Source organism: Bradyrhizobium sp. GW821-FHT12B03 (genome assembly GCF_058807535.1).
In genome coordinates, this window is sequence record NZ_JBXAQU010000016.1 from 20,824 (window position 1) to 41,568 (window position 20,745).

Annotated in this window: 21 protein-coding genes; 11 read left to right on the top strand and 10 right to left on the bottom strand. The window is 65.4% G+C overall.

The genetic code is table 11. The features are described 5' to 3' along the window. The 5 genes from AC1RUR_RS26440 to AC1RUR_RS26460 form a co-directional block, all read right to left on the bottom strand. Complete coding sequence (locus AC1RUR_RS26440; RefSeq protein WP_492849443.1) at positions 1 to 1,203, bottom strand: vWA domain-containing protein; 1,203 nt, start codon at positions 1,201 to 1,203, stop codon at positions 1 to 3. A gap of 70 nt (positions 1,204 to 1,273) precedes the next feature. Further along, entirely contained in the window at positions 1,274 to 2,182 is a 909-nt protein-coding gene (locus tag AC1RUR_RS26445; protein ID WP_492849445.1) for an AAA family ATPase, read from the bottom strand. Between the two features lie 63 nt (positions 2,183 to 2,245). Further along, complete coding sequence (locus AC1RUR_RS26450) at positions 2,246 to 3,052, bottom strand: FAD binding domain-containing protein (protein WP_492849447.1); 807 nt, start codon at positions 3,050 to 3,052, stop codon at positions 2,246 to 2,248. Between the two features lie 33 nt (positions 3,053 to 3,085). Beyond that, complete coding sequence (locus tag AC1RUR_RS26455; protein ID WP_008137528.1) at positions 3,086 to 3,571, bottom strand: (2Fe-2S)-binding protein; 486 nt, start codon at positions 3,569 to 3,571, stop codon at positions 3,086 to 3,088. Between the two features lie 149 nt (positions 3,572 to 3,720). Further along, positions 3,721 to 4,167 carry an SRPBCC family protein gene (locus tag AC1RUR_RS26460; protein ID WP_492849449.1) on the bottom strand — a complete coding sequence of 149 codons (447 nt, stop codon included), beginning with the start codon at positions 4,165 to 4,167 and terminating at the stop codon, positions 3,721 to 3,723. Positions 4,168 to 4,354: 187 nt separating this feature from the next. On the opposite strand from AC1RUR_RS26460, the gene AC1RUR_RS26465 reads away from it, so the two are divergent. Together AC1RUR_RS26465 and pcaD are read left to right on the top strand one after the other, a co-directional pair. Then, the gene (locus AC1RUR_RS26465; protein WP_492849451.1) at positions 4,355 to 5,710 is read left to right on the top strand and encodes a 3-carboxy-cis,cis-muconate cycloisomerase; all 1,356 of its coding nucleotides are present in this window, start codon (positions 4,355 to 4,357) and stop codon (positions 5,708 to 5,710) included. Positions 5,711 to 5,744: 34 nt separating this feature from the next. Further along, complete coding sequence (pcaD, locus tag AC1RUR_RS26470) at positions 5,745 to 6,527, top strand: 3-oxoadipate enol-lactonase (protein WP_492849453.1); 783 nt, start codon at positions 5,745 to 5,747, stop codon at positions 6,525 to 6,527. A 7-nt stretch (positions 6,528 to 6,534) separates the two neighbouring features. Here pcaD and AC1RUR_RS26475 read toward each other — a convergent pair whose 3' ends face one another. Further along, positions 6,535 to 7,317 (bottom strand): hypothetical protein, encoded by a 783-nt coding sequence (locus AC1RUR_RS26475; RefSeq protein WP_492849455.1) that lies wholly within the window; start codon positions 7,315 to 7,317, stop codon positions 6,535 to 6,537. Between the two features lie 250 nt (positions 7,318 to 7,567). Between AC1RUR_RS26475 and AC1RUR_RS26480 the strand changes: the two genes are divergently transcribed. After that, positions 7,568 to 7,960: a carboxymuconolactone decarboxylase family protein gene (locus AC1RUR_RS26480; RefSeq protein WP_492849457.1), complete on the top strand. Its 393-nt coding sequence runs from the start codon at positions 7,568 to 7,570 to the stop codon at positions 7,958 to 7,960. On the opposite strand, the gene AC1RUR_RS26485 is transcribed toward AC1RUR_RS26480, so the two are convergent. Continuing rightward, on the bottom strand, positions 7,922 to 8,458 hold the full coding sequence (locus AC1RUR_RS26485) for a hypothetical protein (RefSeq protein ID WP_492849459.1): 537 nt from the start codon (positions 8,456 to 8,458) through the stop codon (positions 7,922 to 7,924). The two genes, AC1RUR_RS26480 and AC1RUR_RS26485, sit on opposite strands and share 39 nt — an antisense overlap. Before the next feature lie 221 nt (positions 8,459 to 8,679). Further along, positions 8,680 to 8,865 (bottom strand): hypothetical protein, encoded by a 186-nt coding sequence (locus AC1RUR_RS26490; RefSeq protein WP_492849461.1) that lies wholly within the window; start codon positions 8,863 to 8,865, stop codon positions 8,680 to 8,682. Between the two features lie 276 nt (positions 8,866 to 9,141). Here AC1RUR_RS26490 and AC1RUR_RS26495 point away from each other — a divergent pair, with 276 nt between their 5' ends. The 5 genes from AC1RUR_RS26495 (at position 9,142) to AC1RUR_RS26515 (ending at position 14,228) form a co-directional block, all read left to right on the top strand. Continuing rightward, positions 9,142 to 10,059: an ABC transporter permease subunit gene (locus tag AC1RUR_RS26495; protein WP_492849463.1), complete on the top strand. Its 918-nt coding sequence runs from the start codon at positions 9,142 to 9,144 to the stop codon at positions 10,057 to 10,059. A 12-nt stretch (positions 10,060 to 10,071) separates the two neighbouring features. Then, entirely contained in the window at positions 10,072 to 11,391 is a 1,320-nt protein-coding gene (livM, locus tag AC1RUR_RS26500; protein WP_492849465.1) for a high-affinity branched-chain amino acid ABC transporter permease LivM, read from the top strand. Further along, the gene (locus tag AC1RUR_RS26505; RefSeq protein ID WP_492849467.1) at positions 11,388 to 12,221 is read left to right on the top strand and encodes an ABC transporter ATP-binding protein; all 834 of its coding nucleotides are present in this window, start codon (positions 11,388 to 11,390) and stop codon (positions 12,219 to 12,221) included. Before livM ends, AC1RUR_RS26505 begins: the two co-directional genes overlap by 4 nt. After that, entirely contained in the window at positions 12,218 to 12,958 is a 741-nt protein-coding gene (locus AC1RUR_RS26510) for an ABC transporter ATP-binding protein (protein ID WP_492849469.1), read from the top strand. The genes AC1RUR_RS26505 and AC1RUR_RS26510 overlap by 4 nt, the downstream gene beginning before the upstream one ends. A gap of 151 nt (positions 12,959 to 13,109) precedes the next feature. Next, positions 13,110 to 14,228: a branched-chain amino acid ABC transporter substrate-binding protein gene (locus tag AC1RUR_RS26515; protein ID WP_492849471.1), complete on the top strand. Its 1,119-nt coding sequence runs from the start codon at positions 13,110 to 13,112 to the stop codon at positions 14,226 to 14,228. Positions 14,229 to 14,306: 78 nt separating this feature from the next. Here the strand turns inward: AC1RUR_RS26515 and AC1RUR_RS26520 are convergent, their stop codons facing one another. Next, positions 14,307 to 14,693 carry a response regulator gene (locus AC1RUR_RS26520; protein WP_492849472.1) on the bottom strand — a complete coding sequence of 129 codons (387 nt, stop codon included), beginning with the start codon at positions 14,691 to 14,693 and terminating at the stop codon, positions 14,307 to 14,309. Between the two features lie 228 nt (positions 14,694 to 14,921). Here AC1RUR_RS26520 and AC1RUR_RS26525 point away from each other — a divergent pair, with 228 nt between their 5' ends. Next, a complete protein-coding gene (locus AC1RUR_RS26525) occupies positions 14,922 to 17,747 on the top strand; it encodes a PAS domain S-box protein (RefSeq protein WP_492849474.1) in 2,826 nt (941 codons plus the stop codon). 155 nt (positions 17,748 to 17,902) lie between these two features. Next, positions 17,903 to 18,898 carry a P1 family peptidase gene (locus tag AC1RUR_RS26530; protein WP_492849476.1) on the top strand — a complete coding sequence of 332 codons (996 nt, stop codon included), beginning with the start codon at positions 17,903 to 17,905 and terminating at the stop codon, positions 18,896 to 18,898. Positions 18,899 to 18,951: 53 nt separating this feature from the next. On the opposite strand, the gene AC1RUR_RS26535 is transcribed toward AC1RUR_RS26530, so the two are convergent. Beyond that, on the bottom strand, positions 18,952 to 19,752 hold the full coding sequence (locus tag AC1RUR_RS26535; protein WP_492849478.1) for an EF-hand domain-containing protein: 801 nt from the start codon (positions 19,750 to 19,752) through the stop codon (positions 18,952 to 18,954). Between the two features lie 254 nt (positions 19,753 to 20,006). On the opposite strand from AC1RUR_RS26535, the gene rpe reads away from it, so the two are divergent. Beyond that, positions 20,007 to 20,708 carry a ribulose-phosphate 3-epimerase gene (gene rpe / locus AC1RUR_RS26540; protein WP_492849480.1) on the top strand — a complete coding sequence of 234 codons (702 nt, stop codon included), beginning with the start codon at positions 20,007 to 20,009 and terminating at the stop codon, positions 20,706 to 20,708. The last annotated feature ends 37 nt before the right edge of the window (positions 20,709 to 20,745 follow it).

Consider the following 20,745-nt stretch of genomic DNA (forward strand, 5'->3'; position numbering starts at 1 on the left):
TCAAGCTGCGGAACGGATCAGGCTGCGGTGATGCGGCGGCAGTGGCCGGGAGAGCGTCGTGATCAGCTCCTGGATCGAACTCAAATTATGTACCGGGCGGAATTCGTCAACGTGCGGGAGCATCATTTTGATGCCTTGGGCCTTGGCCTCGAAGCCACCGAACCGCAGCAGCGGATTGAGCCAGATCAGCCGCCGGCAGGACCGGTGCAGCCGGTCCATCTCGAAAGCAAGCTTGGAATCGGCCTCCCGCTCCAGCCCGTCGGAGATCAAGAGCACGATCGCGCCCTGGCTCAGCACGCGCCGCGCCCACAATTTGTTGAAGTTGTGCAGTGAGGCCGAGATCCGGGTGCCGCCGGCCCAATCCTCGACCGAGGCCGAGCAGCTCGCCAGCGCCTCGTCAGGATCGCGCTGGCGCAGGGCGCGGGTGACGTTGGTGAGGCGGGTGCCGAACAGGAACACCGAGACGCGCTTGCGCGCATCGCCGATGGCATGCAGGAAGTGCAGGAACAGGCGGGTGTACTCGCTCATCGAGCCCGAGATGTCGAGCAGCGCCACGATCGGCGCCGGCTTCTCGATCCGCCCCAGGCGATGGATGTCGATGATGTCGCCGCCGGTGCGCAAGGACGCACGCAGCGTGCGGCGCAAATCGAGGCGAAGCCCGCGGGAATCCGGCCGGTGCCGGCGCGTCAGCAGTTCGGCCTGCGGCAGCCGCATCCGCTCGACGGCGCGGAGCGCCTCGGCGATCTCGGCCGCGCTCATCTGCGCGAAATCCTTCTTCTGAAGGATCTCCTTGTCGGAGACCGACAGGCGCAGATCCTGCTCCTGGTGCTGCGGCGTCTCCGTCATGCGCGGCTGCGACATCGCCTCCTGGACGCGGCGGGAGCCAGCCTGCGGCTTCTTCTTGGCCTGCTCCGGCAGCGGCACCGAATCCAGCATGTGCTTCCACTCTTCCGAGGCACGGAAGAACAGGTTGAAGGCCTGCTTGAAGATCAGCGCATGCTCATGGCGCTTGACGAAGATCGCCTCCAGCGTGGTGAAGACGTCGGCGCGGTTGCCGATGTCGATCACCTGCAGCGCGCTCATGGCATCGATGACGGCGCCTGGGCCCACCGGCATGCCGGCAGAGCGCAGTGCGCGGGCGAAGCCGACGATGTTGTCGGCGAACTGCTCGGTCTGCTCAGGCGCCAAGTGATTGATGGCCATGGATCAGCACTCTCACTCGTCATCTCGTCGCGGCGCGCCGGATGACGAGCTCAGTCGGGACGCACGCGCGTCAATTTTCGCTCGTCGCTTCCTTCAGCACCTTCTGCAAGGTATCGCCCTGCATCCGGGTGATGTCGTCCTGGTACTTGAGCAGCGCGCCCAGCGTGTCGCCGACCACTTGCGGGGTCAGCGAACGGGCGTCGAGTTCGGACAGCGCCGTGGCCCAGTCGATGGTCTCGGCGACACCCGGCGACTTGTAGAAATCCTGGTTGCGCAGCGCCTGCACGAAACGCACCACCTGTTGCGACAGCTTTGCGGAGATGCCGGGCACGCGCGTCTTGACGATCGCAAGCTCACGCTCGGCTGCGGGATAGTCGACCCAGTGATAGAGACAGCGCCGCTTCAGCGCATCGTGGATCTCGCGGGTGCGGTTGGAGGTGATGATGACGATCGGCGGATGCGGCGCCTTCACGGTGCCGAATTCGGGGATCGTCACCTGGAAGTCGCTGAGGATTTCCAGGAGATACGCCTCGAACGCCTCGTCGGCGCGATCGAGCTCGTCGATCAGCAGGACCGGCGGGCCGGCGACGTCGGGCTCGAGCGCCTGGAGCAGCGGCCGCTTGATCATGTAGCGGTCCGCGAAGATGTCGCTCGACAGCTGATCGCGATCGGTGTCGCCGGCGGCTTCCGCCATGCGGATCGCGATCATCTGCGCGGCGCTGTTCCACTCATAGACCGCGGAGGAGACGTCGAGGCCTTCGTAGCATTGCAGGCGGATCAGCTTTCGCCCCAACGCCGCCGACAGCACTTTTGCGATCTCGGTCTTGCCGACGCCGGCCTCGCCTTCCAGAAACAGCGGCCGTCCCATGCGCAGCGACAGATAGGTCACCGTCGCAAGCGACCGCTCGGCCAGATAGCCGCGCGACGTCAGAAGTTCGAGCATCGCATCGACCGATGCCGGCAGGGCCGTGAGAGTCATGAAAGAGCCAGTCTCGCTAAGCCCTCACCGGGGGCAAGTGTCGGGCCAGTTGATCCGGCCCACTCATTCCTTGGCGTTGGCGGCATCGACGGCACGCCGCGCCAGCACCCCGATGAGGTGCGCACGGTATTCGGCGCTGCCGTGAATGTCGCTGTTGAGGCCGTCCGCCGGCACCTCGATGCCGTCGAGCGCTTTCGCGGCGAAGCGCTTCTTCAGGGCTTCCTCGAACGCGGTGACGCGGAACACGCCTTCGGAGCCGGCGCCGGTGACGGCAACGCGCACGTCCGACGGACGCCGCGCCACGAACACGCCGACCAGCGCATAACGCGAAGCCTGGTTGCGGAATTTGATATAGGCGGCTTTCTTCGGCAGCGGGAACATCACCTTGGTGATGATCTCGTCGGCCTCGAGCGCCGTCGTGAACAGCCCCTGAAAATACTCCTCCGCCTTGAGGCGGCGCTTGTTGGTGACGATGGTCGCGCCGAGTGCCAGCACCGCGGCCGGATAGTCAGCGGTCGGATCGTTGTTGGCGAGCGAGCCGCCGATCGTGCCCTTGTGGCGCACCGCGGGATCGCCGATCCCGCCGGCAAGGCTCGCCAGCGCCGGGATCGCCTCGCCGACGATGGCGGAGGTCGCGACTTCGGCGTGCTTGGCGGTGGCACCGATCACCAGCGAGCGGCCCTTCATCTCGATCGTGTTGAGCCCCTCGATATGGGAGAGGTCGACCAGATGCGGGGGGCTCGCGAGGCGCTGCTTCATGACGGGAATCAGCGTGTGGCCGCCGGCGACGAGCTTGGCGTCTTCGTTCTTCACCAGGAGGTTGGCGGCCTGCCGCACGGTCCCGGGGCGATGATATTTGAATTCGTACATCTGAATGTCCTGATCGCAGAATGCGCGCGCGGTTTAGGCGAGATCGGATTTCGCCATCGCCTTGGCGCCGGCGGAGATCGAGGCGACGATGTTCTGGTAGCCGGTGCAGCGGCAGAGATTGCCCTCTAGTTCTTCCCGGATCGTATGGTCGTCGAGCTCGTTGCCCTTGCGATGGACGATGTCGATCGCAGTCATGATCATGCCGGGCGTGCAGAAGCCGCACTGCAGGCCATGGTGCTCGCGGAAGGCCTCCTGCATCGGATGCAGCGGCGCGCCGTCGGCGGCCAGGCCCTCGATCGTCTTGACCTCGTGGCCGTCGGCCATCACGGCAAGCGTGGTGCAGGACTTCACGGCCTTGCCGTCGAGATGCACGACGCAGGCGCCGCACTGCGAGGTATCACAGCCGACATGGGTCCCGGTCAGGCGCAGATTCTCGCGCAGGAACTGCACCAGAAGCGTGCGGGGGTCGACATTGGCCGTCACAGGATTGCCGTTCACGATGAGGGAGATTTTTGCCATAAGCACTCTCTATCAGCGCCCCGACGGGTCCCGTCGAAGCGGTTCTTATAATTATTCCAACCCATCATATGGGCCATTATGCCCCGGGGCAACATCACCCCGGACGCAAGGCGCCATGCCGAAAGGCGATAGCCTTCAACCCTGTACCGTCATCCTTGTACAGCTTTGGCGAAGTTCGCGAAAAACTCGTCGGCCAGCTTCTTGGCGGTGCCGTTGATGAGGCGCTGTCCGAGCTGCGCCAACTTGCCGCCGATCTGCGCCTCGACGTCGTAGGAGAGCAGCGTGCCGCCGTCCTTCTCCGCGAGCTTGACCACGGCGCCGCCCTTGGCGAAGCCGGCCACCCCGCCCTCGCCTTCGCCGGAGATCTTGTAGCCGTTCGGCGGGTCGAGATCGGAGAGCGTCACCTTGCCCTTGAAGCGCGCCGACACCGGGCCGACCTTCATTTTCGCGGTCGCGCGAAAGCCGCCGTCCTCGGTCCTCTCCAGCTCCTCGCAGCCGGGGATGCAGGCCTTCAGCACTTCGGGATCGTTGAGCTTGGCCCACACGGCCTCACGCGGCGCCGCGAGCTGGACTTCGCCGTTCATTGTCATGGCCATGGGGTGCCTCCCGGAATCTCTTGAACTCGGATCGCGCGACTATAGTGCAGCTCAAGTAACGCACGAAGGCGGCAAAGGAAAGGGCGGCCTCCGGTCACGTGCAATGCATATTCGCAACTGCAAAAAGTCTCGCACCGTCGGTTTTGGATTGGCACAGGCGGGCCATGATGGTTAGGTCCCGCGCAACATGAGCACAGCCCTCTCCCCCCTGCTCGCGCCGATGCTGTCGAGCGCCGCCATGCGCACCGTCTGCGACGACCGGTCAACGCTCCAGAACATGCTTGATTTTGAGGCAGCTTTGGCGCGCGCCGAAGCCGCCACCGGTGTGATTCCCGCGGCCGCCGTGGGCCCGATCGAAGCCGCCTGCAAGGCCTCTTCCTTCGACATCGCCGCCCTGGCCGAGGCCGCGATGCGATCCGGCAATCTTGCGATTGCCCTGGTCAAGGCGCTGACCGCCAATGTCGCGAAGGCCGATGCGGAGGCCGGACGCTACGTGCATTGGGGGGCGACCAGCCAGGACGTCATCGACACCGCGACCATGCTCGCGCTACGCGCCGGCATCGATGCACTCGATGCCGACCTCAGCCGCGCCATCAAGGGTTTTGCGGCACTGGCCCGCAGCCACCGCAACACCGCCATGGTGGCGCGGACCTGGCTCCAGCATGCGCTGCCGATGCCGTTCGGGCTCAAGGCTGCCGAATATGCCGCAAGCCTTGCCCGCGCCCGCTGCCGCCTCCGGCGTCTCTCCCGCGAGGGCCTCGCGCTGCAATTCGGCGGCGCGGCGGGCACGCTCGCGGCCCTCGGCGACAAAGGGCTCATCGTTGCGGAACGATTGGCGCAGGAGCTCAACCTGCCGCTGCCGGACGCGCCGTGGCACACCCATCGCGACCGCATCGCCGAAGCCGCATCGGCCTTCGCGATCCTCGCCGGGAGCTGCGGCAAGATCGCGCGCGACGTCTCGCTGATGATGCAGACCGATGTCGCCGAGGCGTTCGAGCCCGCCGGCGAAGGCCGCGGCGGCTCCTCGACCATGCCGCACAAGCGCAACCCGGTCGCAGCCGCGAGCGCGCTGGGATGTGCGACCATGGCCCCACAGCTCGCCGCGACGATTTTGGCAGCCCAGGTGCAGGACCACGAACGCAGCGCCGGCCCCTGGCATGCGGAATGGCCGACACTGCCGCAACTGATGCTGGTCACCTCCGGGGCGCTCGCCGCGATCGTCGACATCGCCGAGGGCCTCGACGTCGACGCCGCGCGCATGCGCAGCAATCTCGATGCGACCCACGGGCTGATCATGGCGGAAGCCGTCACCTTCGCGCTGGCGGAAAAGATCGGCAAGAGCGATGCGCATCATCTCGTCGAGGCCGCGAGCAAGCGCGCGGTCGCCGGGAAGAAGCATCTGCGCGAGGTGCTATCAGGCGATTCGCAGGTCACCGCGCATCTGCCGCCGGAGAAAATAGCGGCATTGTTCGAGCCGATGGCCTATCAAGGGGTTTCCCAGACCCTGATCGACCGCCTGCTCGGCAGCCTCGAGCGCGAATAGAGCAGCCCTGAGCGGAAATAAACGGAGACACCGCATGCCCATGATCGATGCCGACGGTTGCCTGATCAACGTCTCCGTCGAGGGCCGCGACGGCGGGCCGACCTTGATGCTCTCCAATTCGCTCGGCTGCACGCTTCAGATGTGGGAGCCGCAGATGAAGGCGCTGACGCAGATCTTCCGCGTCATCCGCTACGACCGTCGCGGCCACGGCAAATCGAACGTGCCGCCCGGCCCCTATACGATGGAGCGCTTCGGCCGCGACGTGCTGGCAATCCTCGACGATCTCAACATCGAGAAGGTGCATTGGTGCGGCCTGTCGATGGGCGGCATGGTCGGGCAATGGCTGGGGGCGAATGCGCCGGAGCGTTTCGGCAAGCTGATCCTTGCCAACACCTCCTGCTACTACGCCGAGCCGACCAAATGGCTCGAACGTATCGACGCGGTGAAGAAGGGCGGCATCGCGGCGGTGGCCGATGCCGTGATCGCGGGCTGGCTCACCCAGGATTTCCGCGAGCGCGAGCCTGACATCACCGCCAAAATGAAATCGATGCTGCTCGCTTCCCCCGTCGAAGGCTATCTCGCCTGCTGCGAGGCGCTGTCGACGCTCGACCAGCGCGCGCTGCTGCCCAAGATCAAGAGCCCGACGCTGGTGATCGCCGGCCGCCACGACATGGCGACGCCGATCTCGGCGGGCGAGCTGATCCGCGCGAACATTCCCGGCGCGAGTATGACCATCATCGACGCCGCCCACATCTCCAACGTCGAGCAGCCGCACGCGTTCACCGATGCGGTGGTGGGCTTCTTGACGCAACGGTGAGGCGGGCTCAGAGCGGAGGTATCACGACCTGATTGGCGATCGGCCCGATATTGGTTGCGCCACCGTCAAAGCACACCTCGACGCCACCCCCGGCTTGCGTGAACATGGGAACCACGGCACCGCACAATATTGTCGTTCCGACCTGAGGCTGCAGCTCCCACCGAAACACGGCAGGGAAAAAGCTCGGCAATGCTGCGCGCGCAACAGCCGAGAAGCCGGTGTCAATGAACGGCACTTCCGATTTCGGCGAAGCGAAAGTCCACGGCGCGACAGTGTTCGTGGTCTGATCGATACGCAGACTGCTCGGGAAGGCCTCCCAACGGTAGAATACCTCACGATCCTGCGTGATGGTCGTGAAGGGCAAATGGCTCGCCCAAGCGGGCAATGAACCTCGACCGAGCGGAGCGCCGGGCACCAGGGTCGGGTGCCCCGGCGGAGCCGGTGGTGGCGCCGAAGCCATTGTCAGCAGGCTATACATGGAAGGCCGGTTTGTGGTCACTGCCACGATTCCACCGGACGCCGGCAACAGGTTCTCCAACCAATATTGATAGCGCGGCAGAATCTCGGCTGAAGTCGGGCGCGTCCTTGAGGGTCTCCAGATCCGATCGAAGAAATCGGAGACCTCCCCATCGAGCCTGTCGTCGATGACGACCGCGACCAACCCGCTTACGACGGCGCAGTAACCCCGATCCAACCCGTCGATGTAATAGCCAAGCTGCACGCCAGGGAAAATTTCCGGACCCGAGCGGAAGCTGGTCTGTTCGCTGTCGGTCAATCGATACAAGGTCATTGCTCGTCCTCAATTCGGATCATTATTGCCATGAGGGGAATTTGCAGATCGCCTCCTCCGTTGCCCGTTGCTTGAACGGACACCGACGAAGCCGTTGCCAATTTGCAAAGCCGGAAATAATCACCCAAAGGTTGCATAGCTGGCGCGGCGACGCAATCCGGTCATAGCTTGCAGCGCCGTTCGCCGACCTATCGGCCGTGACGGCGGCAGGCTAGATTGGCCGGAAGTGGTTCCCAAGCCGAGGATACAAATGGACGACCAGAAGCGCCGCGATGCCGGCATGAATGTGCGCCGAAAAGTGCTGGGCAATGCCTGGGTCGACAAGTCGGTCGCGGGTCGCAACGCCTTCAACACCGATTTCCAGGACCTGATCACCCGCTACGCCTGGGGCGAGATCTGGACCCGGCCGCATTTCGACGAACGCACGCGGCGGGTGCTTGTGATCGGCACCATGGTCGCGCTTGGGCAATGGGATGAGTTCCGCCTGCATGTGCGCGCGGCGCTCGCCGAGGGCGGCTTCACGCCCGACGACATCAAGGAAATCCTGCTCCAGCAGGCGATCTATTGCGGCGTGCCGGCCGTGAACCACGCCGTGAAGGAAGCCTCAGCGATTGTGCAGGAGCTCGGCCTGCTCAAGACCTAGCGGCGCGGCGGCCTCGACGGTCGTCTGAATGATCTTGGGCGCCGCTGCGGGCCGCTCGATCACCATCACGATCGCGGCCCCCAGCAGCAGCAGAAGCTCGGTGGCGTGCAACCGGAGCGCGGCCATCTCGCCGACCTTCGAGGCCATGACCATGCTGGCAAACGAGATCAAGCTGCCGATCGCCAGCGCAATTCCGAGCGCCTCGTCGGTGCCGCCATTCTTGCGGACTCGGGGAATGGACAGAAGCGCGAGGTAGATCGCGAAGAACGCCACGACTGTCAGCCGGCCTAGCGCGAGCAGCCAGGCTGCGCGCACCGTGTCCATCCCAGCCATCTGGAGATGGTCGCTGAGGAACAGCGCCACCGCGACGCTCGGCCGTTCGTAGAGGCCGTGCACCGGCGCCACCATGATGTTGAAGGCGACCAGCGTCCAGGCGGGGATGAAATAGGCCGCCAGCAGCGCGCCGTTGACCGAGTCGATCCGCCAATTCCTGAACATGCCGCTTCCCGCTTCGCCTGCCACGCGCCTTCAATGGGAAGGCCTTGCCGGGGAGCTAACTCGCATCAGACTGTGGCGGCAATTTAAACCCTTTGTTTACCTTAACTGGCCGGACGGCTGGCGCCCCAAACAAAGAGGGCTCCGCCTTCCGGCGGGGCCCTCACTCACTCCTGCTCACTCACACTTGGTTACTCACCCTAGCTTACGCCTGGGCTCCCGAACTAGTTGTCCTGATCGTGCTGGCCGCCCTGCTGTCCGGGCCGATCGCCCCGACGCATCGGGTCATTCTGCTGCTGCTGTCCGGGTTTCTGCCCGCCGCCCTGCTGCTGCCCCGGCTGCTGACCTGGGCGCTGCTGGCCGGGGTTCTGAGTCTGCTGGCCCGGATTCTGGTTCTGCTGCTTCGTCATTGGGGGAAACTCCCTTGTTGGACGTCAGAACCGAGATAACGGCGGGCAGCCGCTTTGGTTGCCGAGCGGAACCCGGTTCCCCCGTGCGTGCGGAACCGGGACCTGACATCCGTAACGAAATGAGTTCTGTACAAGCGCCTTGACGGGGGTCTGGCCAGTTGCGGGCGCCAGTTCCCTCCTGTTACAAAACAGGAGAACGCTCAAGGGCTGCCGGGGCCCAAGAACTCTTTCTCAAGAGCTCCCTTTGAGCCGCGTCAGGTTTGGTAACGGCAGCCTATGGATTATTTCGCCCAGCAGCTCATCAACGGCCTCGTGCTCGGCTCCATCTACGGCCTGATCGCGATCGGCTACACGATGGTCTACGGCATCGTCGGCATGATCAACTTCGCCCATGGCGACGTCTTCATGATCGGCGGCTTCATCGCCCTGATCACCTTCCTGATCCTGATCTCGCTCGGCCTGACCGCGATCCCCGTGATCTTGCTCGTCGTGCTGCTGGTCTCGATGGCCATCACGGCGCTCTATGGCTGGACCATCGAGCGCATCGCTTATCGGCCGCTGCGCCATTCCTTCCGCCTCGCCCCGATGCTGTCGGCGATCGGCATGTCGTTCGTGCTGACCAACTATTCGCAGGTCGCCCAGGGCGCCCGCGTCAAGCCGATCCCGCCCTTCATTACCGGCGGCTACACGCTGCATGAGAGCGCAGACGGCTTCGTCATCCAGCTCTCCAACATCCAGATCATGGTGGTCATCACCACCATCGTGCTGCTGGCGCTGTTCACCTGGCTGGTGTCGCGCACCCGGCTCGGGCGCGACATGCGCGCCTGCGAACAGGACCAGACCATGGCGGCGCTGCTTGGCGTCGACGTCGACCGCACCATCTCCATGACCTTCGTGATTGGCGCCGCGCTCGCCGCGGTCGCCGGGCTGATGTACCTGCTCTATTACGGCCTGGTCGATTTCTTCATGGGCTTCGTTGCCGGCATCAAGGCCTTCACGGCGGCCGTGCTCGGCGGCATCGGCTCGCTGCCGGGCGCCATGCTCGGCGGTCTTGCGATCGGCCTGATCGAGACGTTCTGGTCGGCCTATTTCTCGGTCGAGTACAAGGACGTCGCTGCGTTCTCGATCCTGATCGTCGTGCTGATCTTCATGCCGACCGGCCTGCTCGGCCGTCCCGAAGTCGAAAAAGTCTGACGGGACGCGCGCGTGACAGCTCCCTCGTCCAACACGGCCAAATCTGCAACGGGCATCCCCGCCCTCCTCAAGACCGCCTTCGTCAACGCGCTGATCGCGCTGGTGCTGTTCTCGCTGATGGTCGGCATCCGCACCGAGGCGGGCTCGGACGGCCAGCTCACCTATTGGACCCGCTTCGGCGAGCTCGCAGCCCTCGTCGCCGCGGTATTCGGCGGCTCGATCGTGATCGAGCTGCTCCGGCAATGGATCGGCCCGACCGGCACCGAGACGCTGGTGCCGCCGTCGGTGAAGAGCGGCCTATCGTTCGTCGGCCGCTATCTTGCGCCCGCGCTGCTGATCTTCACGCTGCTGGTGCCTGTGATCTTCTATGACCAGCGCTACATCCTCGACCTCGCCATCCTCGTGCTGACCTATGTGATGCTGGGCTGGGGACTGAACGTGGTGGTCGGGCTCGCGGGCCTGCTCGATCTCGGTTACGTCGCCTTCTACGCGGTGGGCGCCTATTCCTACGCGCTGCTCGCCACCAATTTCGGCTGGTCGTTCTGGGTCTGCCTGCCGCTCGCCGGCATCCTCGCCGCGTTCTGGGGCGTGCTGCTCGGCTTCCCCGTGCTGCGGCTGCGCGGCGACTACCTCGCCATCGTGACGCTGGCCTTTGGCGAGATCATCCGCCTCGTCATCATCAACTGGCAGGAACTCACCGGCGGTCCCAACGGCGTCTCCAGCATTCCCCGCCCCTCCTTCTTCGGCATCCCGCTCGACAACAGCGACGACGGGCTCGCCGCCAAGCTCGGCATCGAGTACTCGCCGACCCACCGCATCGTCTTCCTGTTCTATTTGATCCTGGCGCTCGCGCTGCTCACCAACTGGGTGACGATCCGCCTGCGCCGCCTGCCGATCGGCCGGGCCTGGGAAGCCTTGCGCGAGGACGAGGTCGCCTGCCGTGCGCTCGGCATCAACACCACGACCACCAAGCTGACCGCGTTCGCGACCGGCGCGATGTTCGGCGGATTTGCCGGTGCGTTCTTCGCGACACGCCAGGGCTTCATCAGCCCGGAATCCTTCACCTTCCAGGAATCGGCCCTGGTGCTCGCCATCGTCGTGCTCGGCGGCATGGGCTCGCAGCTCGGCGTGGCGCTCGCCGCGCTCGCCATGATCGGCGGCTTCGAGCTGTTCCGCAGCCTGGAGACCTACCGCATGCTGGTGTTCGGCATGGCCATGGTGCTGATCATGATCTGGCGGCCGCGCGGCCTGATCGGCCATCGTGCGCCGACCGTGTATCTGACCAAGGCGCAGGCGATCTCCTCCGACCTCGTCAAGGAAGGGCACGGATGAGCGGCGAGAAGATCCTCAGCGTCGACCGGCTGACCATGCGGTTCGGCGGCATCGTCGCCGTGCAGGACCTGTCACTCTCGGCCGAGCGGAAGAAGATCACCGCGCTGATCGGGCCGAACGGCGCCGGCAAGACCACCGTCTTCAACTGCATCACCGGCTTCTACAAGCCGAGCGGCGGCACCATTCGCCTCACCCATGACGACGGCAGGGTGATCGCGCTCGAACGGTTGAACGATTTCCGCATCGCCAAGCAGGCCAAGGTGGCGCGTACCTTCCAGAACATCCGCCTGTTTCCCGGCATGACCGCGCTGGAAAACCTGATGGTGGCGCAGCACAACGCGCTGATGCGCGCCTCCGGCTTCACCCTCCTCGGCCTGATCGGCGCCCCCACCTATCGCGACGCCGAACGACACGCGATCGATCTCGCCACCGACTGGCTCAAGCGGATCAACCTGCTCGACCGCGCCGACGACGCCGCCGGCAACCTCGCCTATGGCGACCAGCGCCGGCTCGAGATCGCGCGCGCGATGTGTACCGAGCCCGCGCTGCTGTGCCTGGACGAGCCCGCAGCGGGTCTCAACGCCCGCGAGAGCGCCGCTCTCAGCGAGCTGCTGCTGTCGATCCGCAACGAGCTCGGCACCTCGATCCTCCTGATCGAGCACGACATGTCGGTGGTGATGGAGATCTCCGACCACATCGTGGTGATGGACCATGGCGTGAAGATCGCGCAGGGCACGCCGCGCGAGGTCCGCGACGATCCCAAGGTGATCGCCGCCTATCTCGGCGCCGACGAGGACGAGGCCGTGGCCGTGATGGAGGGCGGCTCGTGACTGCGCCCACTCCCCTGCTCGCGATCCGCAGCCTTCGCGCCGCCTACGGCAAGATCGAGGCCCTGAAGGGCGTCGACGTCGAGATCAATGCCGGCGAGATCGTGGCACTGATCGGCGCCAACGGCGCCGGCAAGTCGACGCTGATGATGACGATCTTCGGCAAGCCGCGGGCCCGCGCCGGCCAGATCCTGTACGAAGGCCGCGACATCACCGACGTGCCCACCCACGAGATCGCGCATTTACGCATCGCCCAATCACCGGAGGGGCGGCGCATCTTCCCGCGCATGAGCGTGGCGGAAAACCTCCAGATGGGGGCCGATGCCACCGAATGCACGGACGCGGAACGCGAGGCGACGCTCCAGCGCGTGTTCACGCTGTTTCCGCGGCTGAAGGAACGCTACGCCCAGCGCGGCGGGACCCTGTCCGGCGGCGAACAGCAGATGCTGGCGATCGGGCGCGCCTTGATGAGCCGCCCCCGCCTGCTTCTGCTCGACGAGCCCTCCCTCGGGCTCGCGCCGCTGATCGCGCGCCAGATTTTCGATGCGATCCGCACCCTGAACCGGCAGGACGGCCTGACCGTCCTGATCGTCGAGCAGAACGCCAACCATGCGCTCAAGCTCGCCCATCGCGGCTATGTCATGGTCAATGGCCTGATCACGCTGGCCGGGACCGGCACCGAGTTGCTGCAGCGCCCCGAGATTCGTGCCGCCTACCTGGAAGGCGGCCGGCACGGCTGAGGCGGGACTGCGTGCGGCCGAATGTGGCGAGATATCTCCGCCGATGCCCGTATTTTGCCGGTGACTTCTCCTCGAATTCATTCAAGAATGGCGCCGGTTTGGACCGGGCCTATCCGGCAACTCCCACAGGCGACCACCCGCGAGGTATCTCATGAAATCACTGAAGCTCATCGGTCTGGCATTCGGCGCGTCGATCGCGCTGTCGAGCGCGGCGTTCGCGCAGGATGTCACAGTCGCAGTCGCAGGCCCGATGACCGGCGGCGAGTCCGCCTTCGGCCGCCAGATGAAGAACGGCGCCGAGATGGCCGTGGCTGACATCAACGCCGCCGGCGGCGTCAACGGCAAGAAGCTTGCGCTCTCCGTCGAGGACGATGCCTGCGATCCGAAGCAGGCGCGTTCGATCGCCGAAAAGATCGCGGGCGCGAAGATGCCATTCGTCGCCGGGCATTACTGCTCGTCGTCGTCGATCCCGGCTTCCGAAGCCTATGCCGACGGCAACGTGCTCCAGATTACCCCCGCCTCCACCAACCCGAAGTTCACTGACAGCGGGCTCTGGAACGTGGCACGCGTCTGTGGCCGCGACGACCAGCAGGGCCTGGTCGCGGCGCAATACATCGCCAAGAACTTCAAGGGCAAGAACATCGCGATCCTCAACGACAAGACCACCTACGGCAAGGGTCTTGCGGACGAAACCAAGAAAGCGCTCAACAAGGCCGGCATCACCGAGAAGATGTACGAGTCCTACAACAAGGGCGACAAGGACTTCAACGCGATCGTCTCGCGGCTGAAGCGCGACAACATCGATCTCGTCTATGTCGGCGGCTACCATCAGGAGAGCGGCCTGATCCTGCGCCAGATGCGCGACCAGGGCCTCAAGACCATCCTGATGGCCGGCGACGCGCTCGCTGACAAGGAGTACGCCTCGATCACCGGCCCCGCCGGCGAAGGTACGCTGTTCACCTTCGGCCCCGATCCCCGCAACAAGCCGACCGCGAAGAAGATCGTCGACGCCTTCAAGGCCAAGAACATCGACCCCGAAGGCTATACGCTCTACACCTATGCGGCGATGCAGGTCTGGTCGCAGGCGGCCAAGAAGGCCGGCACCACCGACGCCAAGAAGGTCATGGCTGCGATCAAGGCCGGCAAGTGGGACACCGTGATCGGCCCGATCGAGTATGACGCCAAGGGTGACATCAAGCAGCTCGATTACGTCGTCTACAAATGGGATGCCAAGGGCAGCTACGCCGAGATCAAAGGCAACGGCACCTAACGCTTGCCGGGCCTCGGGCCGCCATCCAACCGTCACCACGCCCCGGCCTGCGCCGGGGCGTTTCTCCTTGCCGCATGGTCAGACGGCTGCGGGCAGCTCGCCGCCCGCGGCGGCCTGCGCCTTCCGCAGCGCTTGCAGGAGATCGTTCGGCCGAAACGGTTTTTGCAGACACACCACGTTGGCGAGGTGGGGCGATTGTTCCATGAAATCCAGCGCCGTCATCCCGGACACCGCAATGATGGGGAGCCCCGGCGCACGCTCGCGCAGGCTCGCGATCACATCGACGCCGCTGGTATCGCCAAGGAAGATATCGACGATCGCCGCGTCAAACGGGCTTTCCGCGAAGGCCTTCAGCCCGGCCGCGCCGCTTTCGGCCTCCGCGACCTCGAAATGATTGACCCGCAGCACGATCGCGACCATCGCGCGGACGTCCTTCTGGTCGTCGATGATGAGAACGCGGGGCATTTGGGAACAACTCCCGGATATTGAGATCAAAATCGATGATTCAAACCTGGAACCCACTACGGCGGAAGGGCATTATGGCACCGTCCAGTAAAGCGCATCTTACCCGATCCCTATTCCGTGTTCCCACCAAAATTAAGTAAGCTGTAACCTTCGGTTGAGTCGTGGCCGCAACAGTTCAGCATGCGCACCCGTAACCCGCTACCATAGAGCCGGCCTGCGGGGATCCGAATGGCGTCAATGAAGATGGCGAAGACCGGTCTGCGAGAGGTGGACGTGCCCGCGACGATCGACCGAAGCACATTCCTGTCGACCCTGCCGGCCACCTCGACCGACCGCACCGCTGCATTGGCAATCGTCGGCGTGTCCGCGCTCCTGTTCGCGGTGGCCGTCCCCTTCGCAGGTATCCCGCTCCTGCCTGTCCCGGCCTTTGTCGCAAGCTATCAATCGGCTCTCGCCGTCAGCGACATCGTCACCGCCGTGCTGCTGCTGTCGCAGTTTGCGGTCCTGCGGACCCGCGCGCTGCTGTGGCTCGCGAGCGGCTATCTGTTCACCGCCGCGGCGGCGCTGGTTCATGCCCTCACCTTCCCGGGACTCTTCACCCCGACCGGACTTTTCGGCGCGGGCCGACAAACCACGGTCTGGCTCTACATGATCTGGCACGGCGGCTTCCCGATGTTCGTGCTGGGCTATGCCTGGCTGAAGGAGGCCGACGGCGGCGCCAGGATCCGTGGCACGACAACCAGGTCGATCTACGCCATCGTGTTCGGCGTCGTCGCAGCCATGACGGTCTTCACCTGGATCGTCACGGCCCAGCACGATCTGCTCCCGGTCCTGCTGCGCGACGGCCACTACACGCCGACCATGATCGGCGTCGTGTCCTCCGTGTGGTCGCTCAGCTTTGCCGCCCTCGTCTCGCTCTGGTTCCGCCGGCCGCATTCGGTGATCGACGTCTGGCTCATGGTCGTGATGTGCGCCTGGCTGTTCGACATCGCGCTCTCGGCGATCGTGAACGTCGCGCGCTTCGATCTCGGCTTCTACGCCGGCCGCCTCTACGGCCTCTGCGCAGCGACCTTCGTGCTCGCGGTGCTCCTGGTCGAGAATGTCCGCCTCCAGGCGCAGACCGCCAGCATGGTCGGCGCGCTGAAGCGCCGATCGGACGCCGAGCGCGACTATCACGCCGAGCGCGAGCGGCTGTTCACCGCCGTCGTCGAATCCTCCAACGACGCCATCATCACCAAGTCGCTCGACGGCACCATCACGACCTGGAACAGCGCGGCCGAGCGCGTCTTCGGCTACTCCGCCAATGAGGCGGTCGGCCGCTCCATCGACATCATCATGCCGGACGATCAGCGTGACGAAGTCGCCGAGAATCTCGCTCGCACCCGCAACGGCGAGGTCATCGACCAGCAGGAGACGGTGCGGCTGCACAAGAGCGGTCAACCTATCGACGTCGTGCTGAGCCAGGTCCCGCTGCGATCGACCGAGGGCAAGATCATCGGCGCGTCGAAGGTGGCCCGCGACGTCACCGAGCGGAAGCGAGCGGAAATGGCGCTCAACCGCGAGATCGAGGAGCGCCAGCGCATTTTCGAGACCTCGCAGGACCTGATCCTGGTCACCGACGGTTTCGGCAATTTCATCCAGGTCAGCCCCAGTGTGAAGGACATCCTCGGCTTCAGCCCGGACGACATGGTCGGGCACAGTGCGATCGAGTTCATCCATCCTGATGACCTCGAGAAGACGCGCAGCGAGATGCGCGCGGCGAGGCGCGGCGCGGTCAAGCGCAGCTTCGAGGCGCGCTACTATCACTACGACGGTCACGAGGTCACGCTGAACTGGATGGGCACCTGGTCCGCCCCGGTGAAGCGCCACTTCTTCATCGGACGCGACCTGACCGAGAAGCAGGCCGCCGAGGCCCAGCTCAGGCAGGTCCAGAAGATGGATTCCATCGGCCAGTTGACCGGCGGCATCGCCCACGACTTCAACAACGTGCTGACCGTCATCACCGGCACGATCGGCATCCTGTCGGACGCGGTCGCCGACCGCCCCGAGCTTGCCGCCATCACCAAGCTGATCGACGACGCCGCCGAGCGCGGCGCGCAGCTCACCAAACACCTGCTCGCCTTCGCCCGCAAGCAGCCGCTCCAGCCGCGCGAGATCGACGTCAATGCGCTGACGCTCGAAGCCGCCAAGCTGTTGCACCCCACCCTCGGGGAGCAGATCACCATCATGCCGCAGCTCACCGAGGATGCCTGGCCGACGCTGGTCGATCCCGGCCAGCTCTCCACCGCGATCCTCAACCTCGCGCTGAACGCGCGCGATGCCATGCCCGACGGCGGCACCCTGGTGCTCGAGACCCGCAACGTCTTCCTCGACGACGGCTATGCCAGCATGAACGCCGACGTCGTGGCCGGCAACTACGTGATGATCGCGGTCAGCGACACCGGCAGCGGAATTCCGGCCAATCTGATCGAGCGGGTGTTCGATCCGTTCTTCACGACCAAGGAGGTCGGCAAGGGCACCGGCCTCGGGCTCAGCATGGTGTTCGGCTTCGTCAAGCAGTCCGGCGGCCACATCAAGATCTACAGCGAGGAAGGCCACGGCACGAGCGTGAAGATCTACCTGCCGCGCTCCACCGGCGTGCAGGAGACCGAGTTCGAGGCGCTCCAGAACGCGCCCATCGCCGGCGGCACCGAGAAGATCCTGATCGTCGAGGACGACGCGCTGGTCCGGCAATATGTCGTGACCCAGGTCAAGAGCCTCGGCTATGCCGCGCTCGAAGCCGCCAACGCGGCCGAAGCCCTCACCATCATCGATTCCGACAAGAACATCGACCTGCTGTTCACCGACGTCATCATGCCGGGCGCCATGAACGGCCGTCAGCTCGCCGACGAAGCGGCCCGCCGCCGCCCCGACCTGAAGACGCTGTTCACCTCGGGCTACACCGAGAACGCCATCGTTCATCACGGCCGGCTCGACTCCGGCGTTCTGCTGCTGGCCAAGCCCTACCGCAAGTCGGAGCTCGCCAAGATGCTCCGGACCGCGCTGGCGAGTTGAGCCGGCGGCATCGGTGCGCTATCGCTGATGCCTCTGAAGCGCAATGCGATCTGGTTGAATCGTCATCGCGCTTCAGGTCTTTGTTTGAGCGTGATCCTTTCGGAAAACCGCTTCGCACCTTTCCGGATCATGCTCTCGCGCATGGAGTGCCGTCCTTGAAAAACCTTCTCACCGATATCGCCGGCGTCCGTGTCGGCCACGCCGAAGATGCCAAAGTCGTCTCCGGCGCGACCGCGATCATCTTCGATTCCCCCGCGGTTGCCGCGATCGACGTGCGCGGCGGCGGTCCCGGCACGCGCGAGGATGCGTTGCTCGATCTCGCCAATACCGTCGAGCGCGTCGACGCGATCGCGCTGTCGGGCGGCTCCGCCTTTGGCCTCGATACCGGCGGTGGCGTGCAGGCCTGGCTCGCCGAGCAGGGCCGCGGCCACCGGGTTCGCGAAGCGCTGATCCCGATCGTGCCGGGCGCGATCCTGTTCGATCTCCTCAATGGCGGCGACAAGGCCTGGGGCCGCTTCTCGCCCTATCGCGACCTCGGCTACGCCGCGGCAGCCGCCGCCGGCAGGGACTTCGCCCTCGGCAGCGTCGGCGCGGGCCTCGGCGCCACCACCGCGACGTTCAAGGGCGGGCTCGGCTCAGCCTCGGCCGTGACGCCCGACGGCGTCAAGGTCGCGGCGATCGTCGCCGTCAACGCGGTGGGCAGTGTCACCGTCGGCGACGGGCCCTGGTTCTGGGCGGCGCCGTTCGAGGTGGGCGGCGAATTCGGCGGACGCGGCCTGCCTGACAAGTTCACCGACGACATGCTCCGCATGCGCATCAAGGGCGGTCCGGCGGCGAGCGCGCGCGAGAATACCACCATCGGGGCCGTCGTCACCGACGCGGTGCTGACCAAACCTCAGGCCAAGCGACTAGCAATGATCGCCCACACCGGCTTCGCCCGCGCGATCTATCCGGTGCATGCACCGACCGACGGCGACGTGCTGTTCGCGGCTGCGACCTGCGAGAAGCCGATCGAGCCGCTGGTCGGCCTCACCGAGCTCGGCACGATCGCCGCCAACGTGGTCGCGCGCGCGATTGCGCGGGGCGTGTACTGCGCAACGGCGTTGCCATTCTCCGGCGCGCTGCCGGCGTGGCGCGATCGGTTTGGTTAGTGGCCGCGTCGTTGGTGCGTTCCCTCGCTCCGCTTGCGGGGAGAGGGTAAGCGTCACACGCTCATCGACATGGACGAGCCGGCAGTTGCCGAGGCGCCTTGCCCCTGCCCGCCTTGCCGCTGCATCAACTGGGCAAACAGATCGTAGGCCGAATTGCCGGAAGAGCTGGACGCGCCCGGCACGGTCGTCGACATCTTGAAGCCGTCGGCGTAGGTGACCGTGGTGGTGGTCGAGCCGTCGGCAGCGGTCGTCGTGGTCGAGGTCGATCCGCCGCTCGACGTCGAGGAGGAATCCGAGCCGCTGCCGGAGCTATCGCCGGAGCCGCTCGCGCCATGAGCGTGGTGCCCACGATGGCCGCTCTTCAGCGCCTTCGACATCTCGTCGAGGCTGACGCTGCCGTCGGCATTCGAATCCATCTTGGAGAACACGTCGTCGGCCTGGGCCAGATTGGTGCCGCCGGCGCCGAGCGCGTTCTCGAATTCGGACTTGGTGATGTTGCCGTCGCCGTCCGCATCGATCTGCGAGAACAGATCCTTCAGCGCCGCGTCCCGGCCCGTGGCTGACGAGGATGTCGAACTTGACGAGGTCGAACTCGTTGCGCTGCTGTCTGACGACTGGCTCTGCACCGCGAGCAGCGCGCTCATCGTCTCCGGCGCGATCTGCGGACAATTGCCTGAGTTGACCGACGAGGTCGCGCCGCTGCTCGTGCTGTTGCTGCTGCTGTCGATCGCGAACGGATTGGTCGCCGGCTTCTGCGAAGACCCCGTCTTCTGGATCGACGAGGACGATTTCGAGTTCGTCAGCGACTGGATCGCGTCGAGTGCGCTCGATACGGCACCAAGGGCGAACAACATTGCACAACTCCAACCGATGCGGCATGCCGCGGTCAATGCTCTGGGAGTGAAGTCAGCAAGCGACGTGCCAGCGCGAAAAGCTCAATGAAATCCGCATTCACCACGCTTTTCCGGCTTCGGGAACACCGGCAATTCGTGCCGCAGACGGCAGAAATTTCCGCCCACAGGAAGCACGCCTGTCCTGCATTGCCCGCCACGGAGGCCCATGTTAGGCGAGGCCCATTGCTCGTTCGGCCGCCACGGGAAACAGCGCCATGACCCAAGCCTTCGCCCCCCGCCCCCTGGCAATCGCGCCCTCGATCCTGGCCTCGGACTTCTCCAGGCTCGGCGAAGAGGTGCGCGCGGTGGACGCCGCCGGCGCCGACTGGATCCATCTCGACGTGATGGACGGGCACTTCGTCCCGAACATTTCCTACGGGCCCGACGTCATCAAGGCGATGCGCCCGCACACAAAGAAGATCTTCGACGCGCATCTGATGATCTCGCCCTGCGATCCCTATCTCGAGGCCTTCGCGAAAGCCGGCTGCGACCACATCACGGTCCACGCGGAAGCAGGTCCCCATCTGCACCGCTCGCTCCAGGCGATCCGCGCGCTCGGCAAGAAGGCCGGCGTCTCGCTCAATCCGGGCACGCCCATCAGCGCGCTCGAATACGTCATTGACCTGGTCGACCTCGTGCTGGTGATGTCGGTCAATCCCGGCTTCGGCGGCCAGGCCTTCATTCCCTCCGCGATCGGCAAGATCCGCGACATCCGCGCGATGACCGCAGGAAGGCCGATCGACATCGAGGTCGACGGCGGGGTCGGTCCCGACGTCGCGGGCGCGCTCGCCGCGGCCGGCGCCAACGCCTTCGTCGCCGGCACCTCCGTGTTCAGGGGCGGCACGCAGGAAGCCTACAAGAACAATATTGCCGCGATCCGCACTGCGGCGGCAACGGCGCGCGGCGAGGCCATCTGACGGCCATTCGCGGTCCGAACCGGCCTTGCGGCCGCCG